This is a genomic window from Pseudoalteromonas sp. P1-25, assembly GCF_001401805.1.
In the GTDB taxonomy this organism is placed as follows: Bacteria; Pseudomonadota; Gammaproteobacteria; order Enterobacterales; family Alteromonadaceae; genus Pseudoalteromonas.
In genome coordinates, this window is sequence record NZ_LKDW01000023.1 from 12087 (window position 1) to 29307 (window position 17221).

The following is a 17221-nucleotide window of genomic DNA, read 5'->3' on the forward strand; positions in this document are numbered from 1 at the left end:
CTTGCTCCTACTTAGAAAACAGTTTAAAAATGGCACTAAAATCATCACTGCCTGCACCTTGGTGCTGAAGCATAGTGTATAAATTTGTAGCCATTGACCCCATTGGGGTTGATGAATTACTTTGCTGCGCGGCTTCCATGGCAAGGCCTAAATCTTTAGCCATTAAATCGACCATAAAGCCTGGTTTATAATCGTTACTTGCAGGGGCTGTATCCATTACACCTGGGCACGGGTTGTAAAGTTCAAGCGTCCAGTTACGGCCAGAACTTGCGGTCATTATGTCGCTAAGTACTTTAGGATCGAGGCCGTTATTTATACCCATTTGTAGTGCTTCGCTGGTGCCTGCCATTAAAATGCTAAGTAGCATGTTGTTACATATTTTTGCAACTTGCCCTGCGCCAATATCACCTGCATGGAATATGTTTTTACCCATATCATTAAGCACAGGTTGTGCGGTATTAAACGCGGCTTTACTCCCCCCTACAATAAACGTAAGCGTGCCAGCCGCTGCGCCTGCAACGCCGCCCGATACCGGTGCATCTACAAAGCTAATACCCTGCTCGCCAAGTGCGCTGCCAACCACACGGGCCGACTCTGCATCTATTGTTGAGCAATCTATCACTAAGGTGTTTTTACCCAGCACATTAATTAAGCCGCTATCGTCGTTATTGCCTAAATAAAGCGATTTAACATGTTTGCCTGCGGGTAACATACTAATGAGTATATCGGCATTGCTTGCACATGCTTTTGCATTTTCAGCGGCGTGTGCACCTTTGTTTGCAAGTTCATTTAAGACCGACTGGTTTAAATCGAATGCCGTAACTGTGTGACCGGCTTTAATTAAGTTAGCCGCCATAGGGCCGCCCATATTACCTAAGCCGATAAAACCAATATTGAGTTTAGTCATCGTCTTTCCTTTATGTGTGTGATGGCGTGTGTAAGCCATTGAGTGGGTGGTTTTCGCCAAAGCGATTAGCAAAAAAGCTGTCTATTATTGTTTGTGGTACATCGCTTAGTGATTTGTACTGCCAATTAGGTGCGCCGTCTTTATCTATTAGTAGTGCTCTTACGCCTTCTTGAAATTCACCAACTTCGCCAGCGCGTATCGACATACCCAGCTCCATTTTAAAACACGTTAATAAGCTTTGGCCTTTACTGGCTTTTAATTGCTCACTAACCAGTGCACAACTTAGTGGGCAGCCATGCTTGAGTGACTTTTGGGCGCGTTGCAGCCATTTGTCGTCAATAGTTAGGCCTAAAATATAATCAACTTGTTCTTGTAGCGTATTAAATTCAGCTAATTTTTGAATGGTTGCTAAATTAGCTTTAATATAGCCTTTTGGCATACGCGCAGATTGGTTATCTAAATCGGTTAATAACTTTGTTAAACGCTCATGATTTAAACTTGGAGTTTTGCCCCACTTAGCAGCTAAAATTTGCGCTAGCATGGCATCGTACTTTGTGCTGTCGATAAAGTGATCGGCAAGCGATACAAAGCGTGCATCTTCACAATTAATAGAAGCCGACGTTAGCCCTAAAAATAGCCCCACACCTTGTGGCATTTTATGTAAAAAGTAACTGCCGCCTACATCTGGGTATAAGCCTATGGTTTGCTCTGGCATGGCAATGCGCGATGTTTCGGTTACTACGCGGTGACTAGCACCTGCCATTAGGCCTAAACCGCCACCCATTACTATGCCGTTACCCCACACTAGAATTGGTTTATCAAAGGTATGAATAAGGTAATCAAGTTTGTACTCAAGGGTAAAAAACTCTTCAACTAGGCTTGTTGGCTTACCTTGCGCCATTGCATGATGCAGGCTTACTACATCGCCACCGGCGCAAAAGGCTTTATCGCCTGCGCCTTTTAAAATAACCATTGCAATTGCATCATCGTCTTGCCAAGCGCGCAGCTGCGGCTCGAGTAATTTGATCATGTCAAAATTGAGGGCGTTTAATGCTTTAGGTACGTTGAGTGTAATAAGCCCAATTAAGCTGCCGTTTTCTGCGATTGCCGTTTCAAATAGCACGGGGTCGTCGGCATTATTTAATAACGTTAAATTACTCATTAGCCATTTACCCAATTAGCGCGGCGTTTTTCTAAAAAGGCATTTACACCTTCTTGCTGATCTTGTGTATCAAACAAACCAACAAACAATTCACGCTCAAGTGGCAATACACTGGCCATAGATTGATGGCGGCCTTTTTGTATAAGTGTTTTACACGCAGAAACTGAGCTTGGGCTTTGTTCGCTTACCTGGTTGGCAAGTTTTAACGCCGCTGCAAAGCTTTCGCCTTGGGGTACAACTTCTTCTACTAAGCCAATTTGTAGGGCTTTATCGGCTTTTAGGCGCTCGCCACATAAAATCATGCGTTTTGCCCAGCCTTCACCTACAAGCCATGCTAAATTTTGTGTCCCGCCTGCGCATGGTAATAAGCCCACTTTTGCCTCTGGCAATGCCATTTGTGCTTGCTCTTCTGCTATGCGTATATCACATGCAAGGGCCACTTCTAATCCGCCGCCCATGGCATAACCATTAATGGCTGCAACCGATACCCCTGTAAAATTAGTCAATGCTTCAAAGGCTTCACCAAACACACGCGACATATCAGCAGCAACGCCTTTATCGCCACTAGCAAATACGTTTAAATCGGCACCGGCGCTAAAAAACTTTTCGCCTTCGCCAGTTAGCACTAAAGCATAAATATTTTTGTTGTTATTAAGCTCGTTAACTTTGTTTTTTAAATCTATTAAGGTGTCTTTTGTCCAGGTATTAGCTGGCGGGTTAGACATAGTTAAAATTGCAACATGCCCTTGGGTTGTTAATTCAATACACGGCTTTGATTGTGACATAACTTGCTCCTTATAAAACGTCGCTTGCAGATTCAGCTAAAATACGGCGCGCTATAATTACGCGCATAATTTCGTTTGTGCCCTCTAAAATTTGATGAACGCGCACATCACGTACATGGCGCTCAAGCGGGTATTCTTTTATGTAACCATAACCACCATGTACTTGCAGTGCCTCGTTACACACGGTAAAGCCAACATCCGTCGCAAAACGTTTAGCCATGGCGCAGTAGGTGGTTTTTTCACTATCACCGGTATCAAGTTTAAATGCCGCAAGCCTTACCATTTGCCGTGCAGCGACAAGCTCGGTATTCATATCTGCAATCTTAAACTGCAAAGCCTGAAACGCAGCCAGTGGCTTACCAAATTGAGTGCGCTCTTGTAAGTACTCTTTTGCTGTATTAAGTGCAGCTTGTGCAGTACCAATTGAGCACGTTGCAATATTAATGCGCCCGCCATCTAAACCTTGCATTGCAAATTTAAAGCCTTCGCCTTCTTTACCTAATAAGTTATGTGCCGGTATACGCACATTTTCAAAACTAATTAAGCGTGTTGGTTGTGCGTTCCAACCCATTTTTTCTTCTGCTTTGCCGTACTCAACACCTTGTGCATCGGCCGGTACTACAAATGCCGAAATACCCGCAGCGCCTTCGCCACCGGTGCGCGCCATGACCACTAATACTTCGGTTTCGCCCGCGCCCGATATAAACATTTTTGAGCCGTTAATAACGTACTCATCACCCTCAAGTACGGCTTTTGTTTTTAGTGATGCCGCATCTGAGCCCGAGCCTGGCTCTGTTAAACAATAAGAAGCAAGTAGCTCGCCCATTACTAGTTTTTCTACGTATGTGTCTTTAACTGCGTCGGTACCAAAACTTGCCACCATCCAGGTCGCCATATTATGAATAGTTAACATGGCCGTTGTTGCAGTACAGCCCATAGCAAGCTGCTCAAATATAATGCTTGAATCTAAACGTGATAAACCAAGGCCGCCGGCTTCCTCTGGCGTGTATAATCCGCAAAAACCAAGCTCGCCTGCGGCTTTAATCGTCTCTTTAGGAAAAATATGCTCGCGATCCCACTTTGCTGCATGTGGGGCAAGTTCTGATTCGGCAAATTGGCGTGCAGTTTCTGCAAAGGCGTGTTGATCTTCTGATAAGTTAAAGTCCATGTTAGACCTCTTTAATTGTGTGTTGTTAGTGTGCCCTATTGGGATAGGTGTGAAGAGCGGCAAAGGCTTATGTGTGTGTTCTAGTTGCTTGTCAGCGAGTTTAGCCTTTGCGCTCTTCTTTATTATTATTTTTGAGTGTGTTTATTTTAAATTAATGCTCATGTTTGGACCCGAAGCGATGTCGTCTTCAAACCAACGTGAGGTAATGGTTTTAGTTTCTGTGTAAAAACGTATACCTTGCTTACCATAAGTGTGCGTATCGCCATAAAACGAGCCTTTCCAACCTGTAAACGAGAAAAACGGCAGCGGAACCGGGATAGGCACATTAATACCCACTTGGCCTACTTCAATTTCGTGTTGAAATTTACGCGCCGCAGCACCACTTGAGGTAAATAGTGATGTACCGTTTCCGTATGGGCTTTCGTTAATAAGGGCAATTGCCTCTTCTAGCGTATCTACAAACATACAGGCAAGCACAGGACCAAAGATTTCTTCTTTGTATAAATCCATTTCTTTTGTTACATCGGTAAATAAGGTTGGGCCAACCCAGTTACCTTGCTCAAAGCCCTCTACTGTGAAGTTTGACCCGTCAATTAAACAAGTAGCGCCTTGCTCTTTACCGCTTGCAATAAGCGATAAAATACGCGCTTTTGCAGCTTTTGATGTTTGTGGGCCGTAGGCTGCGTCTTTGTCATCCCATACGCCTGGGCGTACGTTTTCAAAGCCTGCTTTTATTTCATCTACCCACTCACTTGCTTGGCCTACAAACACAGCCACCGAAATACCCATGCAGCGCTGGCCAGCGGCACCAACCGATGCACCAACCAGGTTATTAACTACGTGCGATTTGCTCGCATCTGGCATAATAACCATGTGGTTTTTAGCACCCACACACGCTTGTACGCGCTTAAGGTTTTGCGTGCCTTTAGAATAAATATAGGCACCTACGCCACACGAACCCACAAACGAAATTGCACGTACGGCTTTATCTTCTAGTAGGCGGTCTACTTGTGGTTTTGTACCGTGAACAATTTGTAATACGCCTTTTGGTGCGCCGGCTTCTATAAATAGTTCAGCTAAACGCATGGGAGTGAGCGGGTCTTGCTCAGAGGGTTTTAAAATAAAGGTGTTACCACACACAATAGCTAGCGGAAACATCCAAAGCGGAATCATCGCCGGAAAGTTAAACGGCGTAATGCCTGCACATACGCCTAGGGGCTGCATGTAAGAATAGGTATCTATTTTACGGGCAACGTTTTCCATTGTTTCGCCCATCATTAATGACGGTGCGTTAGCTGCTTGTTCTACTACTTCAATACCGCGCCATACATCGCCTTTTGCATCTTCAAACGTTTTACCTAGTTCGTGGCAAATAATGGTTGCAAGCTCATCGTGGTGCTCTTTTAATAGCGCTGCGTATTTCATCATAATGCGGGCACGCTCGGTAATGGGTACGTCTTTCCACGTTTTAAACGTTTCTGAGGCCGAGGCAATGGTTGCATCCATTTCTGAATCGGTAGTGCATGGAACTTGTGCAAGTACTTCTTGGTTTGCTGGGTTAATTACATCAATAAACTCGTTTGAAGCCGATTGAACAAATTCGCCATTTATAAGTAGTGGAACTTGGTGCATGGATAAATCCTGTTGTTAGTGTGTTCTTTTAAAAAAATGGCACCGTTTTGTTATTAGTATGAGTACGGTGCATTTTAGTTGCTGTTATTTAATTAACTACTTTGTTAGTAAGCCTCTACAGCCATGGCTACGGCTTCGCCGCCACCAATACATAAAGACGCAATTCCTTTTTTAAGGCCACGGTTTTTAAGTGCGTGAATAAGCGTGACTAAAATTCGCGCACCGCTGGCACCAATTGGGTGTCCAAGTGCACACGCGCCACCATTTACGTTTACTTTGCTCTCATCAAGCTTTAACTCGTTAATAGCAAGCATAGTTACCATGGCAAAGGCTTCGTTAATTTCCCAAAGGTCAACATCAGCAGTAGTCCAACCTGCTTTTTCAAGCACGTTGTTCATAGCGCCTACAGGTGCTAGTGTAAATTCGCTTGGTTTTTGAGAGTGCGTACTGTGCGCTACAATTTTACAAAGCGGTGTTAAGCCTTGCGCTTTTGCTTTTGATTCGCTCATTAATATAAGCGCTGCGCCACCATCAGAAATTGACGATGAATTAGCCGCAGTAATGGTGCCGTCTTTTTTAAAGGCCGCACGAAGGCTTGGTATTTTTTCAGGGCGTGCATTACCCGGCTGCTCGTCAACAGAAACAGTAACATCGCCCTTACGGGTTTTTATGGTGTGCGGGGCAATTTCGTTCTCAAAGCTGCCATTTTCAATTGCAGTATTAGCCTTACTTAACGAGCCCAGTGCAAAAGCATCCATTTGCTCACGGCCAATGCCATATTCATCGGCGGTATCTTGTGCAAAACAGCCCATTGCTTTGTTATCGTAGGCATCTTCTAGGCCGTCGCTCATCATGTGATCTTTAATTTCACCGTGACCCATACGCATGCCGCCACGCGCTTTAGGGATAAAATACGGTGCGTTACTCATGCTTTCCATACCGCCTGCAATAGCGCAGTTTATAGAGCCTGCTTTTATTAAATCGTGTGCAAGCATGGCGGCTTTTAAACCAGAGCCACACACTTTATTTATGGTTGTAGCACCCGTGCCCAGAGCAAGGCCTGCTTTTAACATGGCTTGGCGAGCTGGCGCTTGGCCAAGGCCCGCTGGCAATACACAGCCCATAATTACTTCATCTATTGCATCATTAGCTAAACCAGTTTGTGCAAGGGCACTTGCAATGGCAGTAGCGCCAAGCTCGGTAGATTGTGCATCGGTTAATGCGCCCATAAAGCCACCCATTGGCGTACGCTTTGCAGCTACAATTACCACTGATTCTAAAGTCATAATTAACTCCGTTGTATTTTTATGCAAATAGTTGTTAGAATATTTGCTCTATTAATTTGGTATTCATTTATTATTTAATACCCATACACAATACTAACGTTTACGCTAACGTCAACTAAAAACAGCTTATTTTTTAGTTTTAAAAGTGTAAGGTTTATTTTCCAATAGCGAAGATAAGTTACAAGAAAAAAAATAACCGATTGAATACTAATAACTTAATTTAACATTTCACCCTATCACTCCATTATAAACTGTTTCATAACATATCAAGCTTTACCTTTACGTAAACTTCACTTATATTGGAGTTATTCGAATGAGGTAAACACAACTATGAAACCAGATAATCAAACAAACTTTGCAAGCTCTGCTAAAGCACCAAGCAGTAACGATCAAACTTTTAGCATTAGTGATTTAGCTAAAGAGTTTGACATTACTACCCGCTCGATTCGTTTTTACGAAGACCAAGGTTTAATTACCCCCGAGCGCAATGGCCAAACCCGTATTTATTCAAAACGCGACAAAGTTCGCTTAAAACTTATTTTACGTGGCAAACGCCTAGGTTTTACGCTGGCCGAAACAGGCCGTTTGTTTGAACTGTACGACGCTGACAAATCAAGCGCTAAACAGCTGGTTACTATGCTCGATTTAATTGCAGAAAAAAAAGCTGACCTTTCTCAGCAAATGGACGACATAAAAGTTGTGCTTATGGAATTAGTTACAGCGGAGCGTCGCTGTAGAGACACGCTTAATAAAATAGACGAGTAGCCTATTTTAAAAATAAAAACACACTGATAACACACAAACAGGAATGAATCATGAGCACTATTTCACTTTATAAAGAGATGAACTTTGGCCTAGGCGAAACCGCCGATATGATCCGCGATCACGTCAATAGCTTTGCGAGCCAAGAAATAGCACCGCTTGCAGAACAAACCGATATGGAAAACGCGTTTCCTAATCAGCTTTGGCCACAAATGGGCGAAATGGGTGTACTGGGCATGACCGTTCCTGAAGAATTTGGCGGAGCTGGCTTAGGGTATTTAGAGCATGTAATCGCCATGGAAGAAATTAGCCGTGCGAGTGCTTCAATTGGCTTAAGCTATGGTGCACATTCTAACTTGTGTGTAAACCAAATTAACCGTAACGGTAACCAAGCACAAAAAGAAAAATACCTACCTAAACTGATCAGCGGCGAACACATTGGTGCCCTTGCCATGAGTGAACCTAATGCAGGCTCTGACGTGGTGTCGATGAAACTAAAAGCCGAGAAAAAAGGCGATAAGTACATTTTAAATGGCAATAAAATGTGGATCACCAACGGCCCCGACGCACACACGTTTGTTATTTACGCAAAAACAGATTTAGAAGCCGGCGCTAAAGGCATCACCGCATTTATTGTAGAAAAAGGGTTTGCTGGTTTTTCTACTGCGCAAAAGCTCGACAAGCTTGGTATGCGTGGCTCAAACACCTGTGAACTGGTGTTTGAAAACTACGAAGTACCCGAAGAAAACATTTTAGGTAACCTAAACGAAGGCGTTAAGGTACTTATGAGCGGCCTTGATTACGAACGTGTAGTACTTGCTGCAGGTCCGCTTGGTATTATGCAAGCCTGTATGGATATAGTTGTACCTTATATTCATGAGCGTAAGCAGTTTGACACCCCTATTGGCCAATTTCAGTTAATTCAAGGCAAAGTAGCTGACATGTATACGCAAATGAACGCAGCACGCTCATACGTTTATACCGTTGCAAAAGCCTGCGACCGCGGCGAAACCACCCGTAAAGATGCCGCCGGCGCTATTTTATACGCTGCTGAACTTGCCACTAAAATGGCCCTTGATGCCATTCAAATATTAGGTGGTAACGGCTACATAAATGAATACGCTACCGGTCGCTTACTCCGTGATGCCAAGTTATACGAAATTGGCGCAGGTACATCAGAAATACGCCGTATGCTTATTGGTCGCGAACTATTCACTGAAAGCCGCTAAGGATTAAATTATGACGATATTAAAATCGAGCGTTAATCCTCACGATCCTATTTTTGTACAAAATCATAAAAACATGGCGGCTTTAGTTGACGATTTACACAGTAAAGTTGCAACAATTAGTTTAGGCGGTGGAGCTGCACTCAAAGAGCGCCACGAAGGCCGAGGTAAATTATTTGTACGCGACCGCATCAGCACTTTATTAGATGAAGGCTCACCGTTTTTAGAAATCTCGCAATTTGCAGCCTATGGTGTGTACGAGCAAGAAATTGCCTGTGCAGGTGTAGTTGCCGGTATTGGCCGTGTTAAAGGGATTGAATGCATGATCATTGCAAACGATGCCACAGTAAAAGGCGGTACGTATTTTCCGCTAACTGTTAAAAAACACTTACGCGCACAAGATATAGCCGAGCGCTGCCACTTACCCTGTATTTACTTGGTAGACTCTGGCGGTGCTAACCTGCCTGAGCAAGACGATGTATTTCCCGATAAATTACATTTTGGCCGAATTTTTTACAACCAAGCCAGAATGTCGGGTAAAGGCATTCCTCAAATTGCTGTGGTAATGGGTTTATGTACTGCTGGTGGTGCCTACGTACCCGCTATGGCTGATGAAAGCATAATTGTAAAAGAGCAAGGCACAATATTTTTAGCCGGCCCGCCGCTTGTAAAAGCTGCCACAGGTGAAGTTGTCAGCGCCGAAGAATTAGGCGGCGCAGATGTGCACTGTAAAACATCAGGGGTGGCCGATCACTATGCAGAAAATGACGAGCACGCGCTTTCTATCGCTCGCCAATGTATTGAGCGTATTAATTATACGCGCCCTACAGCCCCTCTTTTAGAGGATGTTAAACCACCAAGGTACGATATAAACGAGCTTTACGGCATTGTAGGTACCGATCTTAAAAAACCATTTGATGTGCGTGAAGTTATTGCCCGTACGGTTGATGATTCATCGTTTGATGAATTTAAACGCTACTTTGGTGAAACACTAGTAACGGGCTTTGCCAGTATTTATGGTAACCCTGTAGGCATAGTGGCTAATAACGGCATTTTATTTAGTGAGTCGGCGCAAAAAGGCGCGCATTTTATTCAACTATGTGCACAGCGCAATATTCCTTTAGTGTTTTTACAAAATATTACCGGCTTTATGGTAGGTAAAAAATACGAATCCGAAGGCATAGCAAAACACGGCGCTAAAATGGTGATGGCAGTATCGTGCGCCGATGTACCTAAATTTACAGTATTAATTGGTGGCTCTTACGGCGCAGGTAACTACGGTATGTGTGGCCGTGCATTTGAACCTACCATGATGTGGATGTGGCCTAATGCCCGTATTTCTGTAATGGGTGGCGAGCAAGCCGCCGGTGTAATGGCACAAGTAAAGCAAGACGGCTTAGCGCGCAAAGGTCATAGCATGAGCGAGCAAGAAGTTAACGATTTTAAAAAGCCAATTATTGACCAATACGAAGAGCAAGGCCACCCGTATTATGCAAGCGCGCGCTTGTGGGACGACGGCATTATTGACCCTGCAGATACCCGTAATGTATTAGGCCTTGCTTTAAGTGCAGCTAAAAATGCACCACAGCAAGACTCTAAGTTTGGCGTATTTAGAATGTAACCGGAGCGCAAAATGTCAGTAACACTACAAATAACAAAATCTAATGTGGCTGTACTTGTTTTAAGCCGAGTTGAAAAGCGTAATGCTTTTAACAGTGAAGTAATACATGAGCTAATTCAGTGCATAGAGCATGCAAATACGCTCGATATTCGCGCTTTGGTTTTAAAAACTGAGGGTAAACATTTTTCAGCAGGCGCCGACTTAGCCTGGATGAAATCTATGGCTGATAACAATTACGCCGATAACCTTGCTGATTCAATGCAGCTTGCTAAATTAATGCAGGTATTAGCGACCTCTCCTCACCCTACTGTATGTGCTGTGCAAGGCGCGGCATTTGGTGGCGCGTTGGGCTTAATTGCCTGTTGCGATATTACTCTGAGTAAAGACGATGCCCAATTTTGCTTAAGCGAAGTAAAACTAGGCCTTATTCCTGCGGTAATTAGTCCGTATGTAATTAAAGCCATTGGTGAGCGCGCGGCACGGCGCTACTTTTTAACTGCCGAGGTGTTTGATGCCCACACAGCAAAGCAACTTGGTTTGGTTCATCAGGTTACCGGTAATTTAGACTGTGCGCTTGATAACCTTCTGCAAACATTAATCGACAATGGCCCTGTCGCTGTAAAAGCCGCTAAATCGTTGATTAATGATGTAGCAAATAAGCCTATTAATGATGAACTTATTGAGCTTACGGCCGAACGTATTGCAAACATTCGGGTATCTGACGAAGGCCAAGAAGGACTCAGTGCCTTTTTTGATAAACGCCCTCCCGCTTGGCAACTGTAGGATTAACTATGAACACACACACATTAAAAAAGATACTCATTGCCAACCGCGGTGAAATTGCGTGCCGAATAATGCGCACAGCAAAACAGATGGGCCTAATAACGGTGGCCGTTTATTCTGATGCCGATAAACACGCACAACATGTAAAAATGGCGGATGAGGCCTACCATGTTGGCCCAGCGCCAAGCAAAGATTCATACCTTGTAACAGATAAAATTATACATATTGCGAAAACAAGCGGGGCCGATTGTATCCACCCTGGCTATGGTTTTTTATCTGAAAACAGCGAGTTTGCTAAAGCCTGTGAAGCCAACAATATTGCGTTTATTGGCCCATTGGCTAGCAGCATAGAAGCCATGGGTTCTAAAACTCGCGCTAAAGAAATTATGGCCGCTGCCAATGTACCATTAGTGCCAGGTTACTATGGTGATAATCAAGACCCTACTTTTTTACAATCTGAGGCTGAAAAAATTGGCTACCCCGTGCTAATTAAAGCGGCCTTTGGCGGCGGCGGTAAAGGTATGCGTGTTGTTGAGCAAGCTAAAGATTTTATAAGTGCACTAGAGGGCGCACAGCGTGAAGCAATAGCTGGTTTTGGTAACGACTTAGTACTGCTTGAGCGCTATGTTAACCAGCCTCGCCACGTAGAAGTACAGGTATTTGCCGATAACCACGGTAATTGTGTGTATTTAGGGGATCGTGATTGCTCATTACAGCGCCGTCATCAAAAAGTAATTGAAGAAGCCCCAGCGCCTGGTTTAAGTGATGCACTGCGCAAAGAAATGGGCGAAGCTGCAGTACGCTGTGCCCTTGCAATAAACTACCGCGGTGCAGGTACGGTTGAGTTTTTACTGTGTGGCGATGAGTTCTTTTTTATGGAAATGAACACGCGTCTGCAAGTAGAGCACCCAGTAACAGAAATGGTCACCGGCGTAGATTTAGTTAATTGGCAAATTAATATTGCCGCTGGGCAAACTCTGCCGTTAACGCAATCTGACATACAACTACAAGGTCACAGCTTTGAAGCGCGAATTTACGCAGAAGATCCAAGTAACGAGTTTATTCCTTGCTCTGGCGTAATCGAATCATTAAATACACCGCTTAACAACGAGTTTGTACGTATAGATACTGGCATTGCACAAGGTGATGAAATAAGCCCGTATTACGACCCGATGATTGCAAAACTTATTGTGCATGATGATGATCGCGAGCAAGCATTAGGGCGTTTACGCCAAGCACTTGAGCAATTTCACTTAGCGGGTTTTAGCACGAACATTGGCTTTTTACATAATTTAGCAAGCCACCCTAGGTTTGCTGAAGGTGCGCCAAGTACTCACTTTATTGCCGAGCAAGGCGATGCATTGGTAAGTGTTGATAGCGCCGCGCTTGAAAAAGCACAACTCATTGCAGCTTTTGCCTACCTTGAAACGCTTAGCGCTAAAAACGAAGCTGTTCAAAGTGCAAGCCCGTGGCAGCAATTAAGTGGTTTTACGCTTAACGCCCCACAAAAAGTAGATGTTCCATTTAAAGACTTAACCATCAGTGGTGTTAAAACTAAAACGGGTTATGTTGTAACGCATAATGAAAAGTCGTTCGATATAGCAGGCTCTGTAAACCAAAACGTATGTAATGTGTTTATTGATGGGGAAAAATTTACCGCCCATGTTAGCCACTTTGATAGCAGTATTAGCGTGATGTTTGCTTCGCTACAAATTAAGCTTGCTTTAAACACTAAACATTACATTAGTAGCCATGAAAACGACGCCCTGCCCCTTGCGGCGCCACTTAATGGTACTGTGGTTAAGCATTTAGTTGATGTAGGCAGCACCATCACCAAAGGCGATGCTGTAGTGATTATTGAAGCCATGAAAATGGAATATACACTCAATGCACCGCACGATGGTATTTTACAAAGCTACTGCTTTGATGAAGGTGAATTAGTTTCGCACGGCGCTTTATTAGCAATTGTAGAAGACACCACGGCGCAGGAGGCATCGTAATGGCGGCCTTCCCCAGCGAAGTTAAAATTGTTGAAGTAGGTGCGCGTGATGGCCTACAAAACGAAAAATCGGTTACTGCATCTGATAAAATTTCATTAATAAATGCACTTAGTGATGCTGGCTTAAAAAATATCGAAGCCGGCGCCTTTGTATCGCCTAAGTGGGTGCCACAAATGGCCGATTCAGCCGAAGTAATAACGGCGCTTAATTTACCCAATGCAAATTTAAGTGCGCTTACACCCAACTTAAAAGGTGCCCAAGCGGCCCATGCCGTTGGCATAAAAGAATTTGCCATATTTACCGCCGCAAGCGAATCGTTTTGCCAAAAAAATATAAATTGCAGTATTGAACAAAGTATTGAGCGCTTTAGCGAGGTTATGGCCTTTGCAAAAGCCAATAACATACGTGTACGCGGTTATGTGAGTTGCGTGCTCGGTTGCCCTTATGAGGGGGAAATAGACCCGCATAAAGTACTTAGCGTTTCGCAAAAGCTTTTAGATTTAGGCTGCTACGAAATAAGCCTTGGCGATACCATAGGTGTTGGCACTGCAAACAAAGTTACTACGCTTTTAACACTTTTACTTGATCATATTGAAAAATCGAAACTGGCGGTGCATTTTCATGACACGTACGGGCAAGCGCTCACAAATATTTACGCAGCGTTAAGCTTAGGTATAGCAACGGTTGATGCAGCTGTTGCTGGCCTTGGCGGCTGCCCTTATGCCAAGGGCGCGTCAGGAAATGTTGCCACCGAAGATGTGGTTTACTTACTCAACGGGCTTGGCATCGAGCATGGAATTGATTTACAAAGGTTAAGTAGCGCTGGTTGGAAAATTACGCAAGCACTTGGCAAAACGCCTGTAAGCAAAGTTTCAATTGCATTAGGCAACACACAAAAATAATAGCTTAACTCGCCAATTGGCAGTTAATACAATGAGGAGAGACTCATGGCCGGTTTTGATAAAGTGGTTTCTAGTTACGAAGCTGCAATGGCAGGTTTAAAAGATGGCGATACCATAATTGCTGGCGGTTTTGGCTTATGTGGTATCCCAGAGGGCTTAATTAAACAAATTAAGCAAATGAATACCAAAGAGCTAACCGTGGTTTCTAACAATTGCGGTGTGGATGACTTTGGATTAGGAATTTTACTAAAAGATAAACAAATTAAAAAAGTAATCGCCTCATATGTAGGTGAAAATGCCTTGTTTGAGCAGCAATTATTAAATGGTGAAATAGATGTAGAGCTTACCCCGCAAGGTACACTTGCAGAAAAAATGCGCGCCGGTGGTGCCGGTATCCCTGCATTTTATACTGCAACAGGTTACGGTACGCCTGTTGCTGAGGGTAAAGATGTTAAAGAGTTTAACGGCCGCCCTTATATTTTAGAAGAGTCCATCACGGGTGAATTTGCTATTGTAAAAGCATGGAAAGCAGACCGATATGGTAATTTAGTATTTAGGCACACTGCCATGAACTTTAACCCTATGGCGGCAACAGCAGGTAAAATTACCGTTGCTGAAGTAGAAGAAATTGTAGAGCCAGGCGAACTAGAACCAAGTCAAATTCATACCCCTGGTATTTTTGTAAACCGCGTTATTAAAGGTAACTTTGAAAAACGCATTGAACGTGTAACAACACGAGATTAAGCAGGAGCAGACGTTATGGCATTATCACGTGAACAAGTTGCAATGCGTGTTGCACAAGAACTACAAGACGGTTACTACGTTAATTTAGGCATAGGAATTCCGACACTCGTCGCAAACTTTGTACCAGAAGGTATAGAAGTTATGTTACAGTCCGAAAATGGGCTTTTAGGGATGGGACCATATCCCACTGAAGCCGAACTAGACGCCGATATGATAAACGCGGGTAAAGAAACCGTGACAGCTGCAACAGGCGCAGCCATATTTAATAGTGCAGATAGTTTTGCCATGATACGGGGTGGTCATGTAGACTTAACAGTTCTGGGTGCATTTGAAGTTGACCAAAGTGGCAACATTGCCTCGTGGATGATCCCAAAAAAGCTAATTAAAGGTATGGGCGGCGCAATGGATTTAGTTGCAGGCGCAAAGAATATTATTGTTACTATGACCCATGCCAGTAAACATGGTGAGTCAAAACTGCTTGAGAAATGCGCTTTACCGCTAACAGGCGTTAACTGCGTAAAAAAAATAGTAACGGATTTAGCCGTACTTGAAGTTAAAGACGGCGCTTTTCATTTACTTGAGCGCGCACCAGGCGTATCGGTAGATGAAATTATTAGTAAAACAGCAGGTAAATTACTTGTTGACGGTGAAGTGCCAGAAATGGTTTTTTAACGCTTCACCATGTACCGACCTCATTCCCAGTGCCAATGGCGCTGAGTTACCCAAAATCCCTCGTTAGAGGGATTTTTTTTGCCCACAATAAATTTTTTCACTTTTAATACAGTTGTAGTAAATATTATCTATAATACAAATAACTTTAAATGTAAGCGCTTAAATTATTTGCACTATTTTGTAGATAGTCTGCACCTTTTTTGTGAACTAGCGCTATATTTAAAATTAAACTATTGATATTATTAATTTAAATTATTGGTTCGATTATTGCCTAATAAAGGCGTCTTTAATTAATTAAACGATTTTTGGAAAACATGCAAACTCCTATTCGAGGCCTCCGCTCTTTTTGCTTTGCAGCAAAAAGCTTAAGTTTTAAACATGCAGCTAAAGAGCTGTACCTTACCCCCTCTGCGGTAAGCCATCAGATTAAACAGCTTGAAGAACAGCTTGGTATAGAGCTTTTTCAGCGACAAACTCGTTCCATTAGCTTAACCGCTGCAGGTAAAAACTTTTTTGATGCTATTTCACCCATTATTTATACACTTGAAAACACCATCAACGAATTTAGTCAGTTACAGCAAAATACTAATATAACCATTACGCTGCCTGAGTTTTTTGCCAGTGAACTACTCATGCCTAAGCTTAGTGAGTGGACCTCAGAGCATCCAAATATAAACCTGCAAATGGATACGCTTAAAACCCGTAAAGAGCTAACCCGACACAGCGATTTATCGATTGTTTTATCATCTAGTAAGCCTACAGAAGGCCTGACAACAGAGTTATTTAATCTTGAATATATCCCTGCGTGTAACGAAGCACTGTTAAAACAGTGGAAAGACGATCATTGCCAAGCATTAAATCAAGTCCCCCTAATTCTGCATAAAGCAAGACCATGGGCATGGCACCAATGGGCTGAAAAAGCGGGCATAGATGACTTTTCTCCTACACAAATTATCCAAATTGATAGTATGTTTGGGGTCGCTCGCGCTGCCCAGCAAGGTATAGGTATTTCACTTATACCGCTACCTATCAGCCAAAGCTGGTTTGATGAAAAATGGCTTTATAAATTGTTTCAGCAGCCCCTTACAACTAAAGATAAATACTACTTAGTGCAGCACGAAGCTAATACGCCCAACCCAGCACTGGATTTATTTGCTAAGTGGGTGGTATCTACATTTAGCAACATTCAAAGTTAGTGTTGAAATAATATACGCCATGGTATTTTTGTTTGGTTACTCCCCTACTTTTAGTGTGCAGCACTTAGCATGTCCTAAGGCTGCACACAGTAAACTGTAGTCCTTCATTATTATTTACGCTTACCCATAGCGTTTAATCATTTATTATTAATTATATTTTTTTATTTAAACTCTTACTTTTTACTGCAAGCGAGTCATTGAAAATTAACTTATTAAAAATCAATAATATAGAGAGAAGACTTAGACTAAAGTCTATAGCTTAATTTTTTTCACTTATTGGTTTTATTTTTATCGTTTGTCTGACAAATACGATTATTTTAAAGTTAACCCATCAAAAGCAAACAGCTAAACATGTTTACTAATTAGATAGTATTT

15 protein-coding genes are annotated in these 17221 nt (G+C 43.0%); 9 read left to right on the top strand and 6 right to left on the bottom strand.

Annotated features, from left to right (window positions below; all coding sequences use genetic code 11):
* Positions 1 to 7: 7 nt before the first annotated feature.
* The 6 genes from mmsB to AN393_RS13845 form a co-directional block, all read right to left on the bottom strand.
* Positions 8 to 907: a 3-hydroxyisobutyrate dehydrogenase gene (gene mmsB / locus AN393_RS13820; protein WP_055018396.1), complete on the bottom strand. Its 900-nt coding sequence runs from the start codon at positions 905 to 907 to the stop codon at positions 8 to 10.
* Positions 908 to 917: 10 nt separating this feature from the next.
* The gene (locus AN393_RS13825) at positions 918 to 2069 is read right to left on the bottom strand and encodes an enoyl-CoA hydratase/isomerase family protein (RefSeq protein WP_055018397.1); all 1152 of its coding nucleotides are present in this window, start codon (positions 2067 to 2069) and stop codon (positions 918 to 920) included.
* Positions 2069 to 2854 (bottom strand): enoyl-CoA hydratase, encoded by a 786-nt coding sequence (locus AN393_RS13830; protein ID WP_055018398.1) that lies wholly within the window; start codon positions 2852 to 2854, stop codon positions 2069 to 2071. The genes AN393_RS13825 and AN393_RS13830 overlap by 1 nt, the downstream gene beginning before the upstream one ends.
* Positions 2855 to 2864: 10 nt before the next feature.
* Entirely contained in the window at positions 2865 to 4022 is a 1158-nt protein-coding gene (locus tag AN393_RS13835) for an acyl-CoA dehydrogenase family protein (RefSeq protein WP_055016026.1), read from the bottom strand.
* Between the two features lie 141 nt (positions 4023 to 4163).
* Positions 4164 to 5654 carry a CoA-acylating methylmalonate-semialdehyde dehydrogenase gene (locus tag AN393_RS13840; RefSeq protein WP_055018399.1) on the bottom strand — a complete coding sequence of 497 codons (1491 nt, stop codon included), beginning with the start codon at positions 5652 to 5654 and terminating at the stop codon, positions 4164 to 4166.
* Between the two features lie 104 nt (positions 5655 to 5758).
* A complete protein-coding gene (locus AN393_RS13845; protein WP_055018400.1) occupies positions 5759 to 6940 on the bottom strand; it encodes an acetyl-CoA C-acyltransferase in 1182 nt (393 codons plus the stop codon).
* Positions 6941 to 7270: 330 nt separating this feature from the next.
* Between AN393_RS13845 and AN393_RS13850 the strand changes: the two genes are divergently transcribed.
* The 9 genes from AN393_RS13850 to AN393_RS13890 all read left to right on the top strand — a co-directional run bounded on the left by AN393_RS13850 (position 7271) and on the right by AN393_RS13890 (position 16846).
* The gene (locus AN393_RS13850) at positions 7271 to 7705 is read left to right on the top strand and encodes a MerR family DNA-binding transcriptional regulator (protein WP_055016029.1); all 435 of its coding nucleotides are present in this window, start codon (positions 7271 to 7273) and stop codon (positions 7703 to 7705) included.
* Between the two features lie 50 nt (positions 7706 to 7755).
* Positions 7756 to 8931 carry an isovaleryl-CoA dehydrogenase gene (locus tag AN393_RS13855; RefSeq protein WP_055018401.1) on the top strand — a complete coding sequence of 392 codons (1176 nt, stop codon included), beginning with the start codon at positions 7756 to 7758 and terminating at the stop codon, positions 8929 to 8931.
* A gap of 10 nt (positions 8932 to 8941) precedes the next feature.
* A complete protein-coding gene (locus AN393_RS13860) occupies positions 8942 to 10549 on the top strand; it encodes a carboxyl transferase domain-containing protein (RefSeq protein ID WP_055016031.1) in 1608 nt (535 codons plus the stop codon).
* A gap of 12 nt (positions 10550 to 10561) precedes the next feature.
* Positions 10562 to 11332: an enoyl-CoA hydratase/isomerase family protein gene (locus tag AN393_RS13865; protein WP_055016032.1), complete on the top strand. Its 771-nt coding sequence runs from the start codon at positions 10562 to 10564 to the stop codon at positions 11330 to 11332.
* Positions 11333 to 11340: 8 nt separating this feature from the next.
* The gene (locus tag AN393_RS13870) at positions 11341 to 13332 is read left to right on the top strand and encodes an acetyl/propionyl/methylcrotonyl-CoA carboxylase subunit alpha (protein WP_055016033.1); all 1992 of its coding nucleotides are present in this window, start codon (positions 11341 to 11343) and stop codon (positions 13330 to 13332) included.
* Entirely contained in the window at positions 13332 to 14234 is a 903-nt protein-coding gene (locus tag AN393_RS13875; RefSeq protein ID WP_055016034.1) for a hydroxymethylglutaryl-CoA lyase, read from the top strand. Before AN393_RS13870 ends, AN393_RS13875 begins: the two co-directional genes overlap by 1 nt.
* Before the next feature lie 45 nt (positions 14235 to 14279).
* Positions 14280 to 14978 carry a CoA transferase subunit A gene (locus AN393_RS13880; RefSeq protein ID WP_055016035.1) on the top strand — a complete coding sequence of 233 codons (699 nt, stop codon included), beginning with the start codon at positions 14280 to 14282 and terminating at the stop codon, positions 14976 to 14978.
* Between the two features lie 15 nt (positions 14979 to 14993).
* Complete coding sequence (locus tag AN393_RS13885) at positions 14994 to 15650, top strand: CoA transferase subunit B (protein WP_055016036.1); 657 nt, start codon at positions 14994 to 14996, stop codon at positions 15648 to 15650.
* Between the two features lie 314 nt (positions 15651 to 15964).
* Positions 15965 to 16846, top strand: a complete 882-nt coding sequence (locus AN393_RS13890; protein ID WP_055018402.1) for a LysR family transcriptional regulator — start codon at positions 15965 to 15967, stop codon at positions 16844 to 16846.
* The last annotated feature ends 375 nt before the right edge of the window (positions 16847 to 17221 follow it).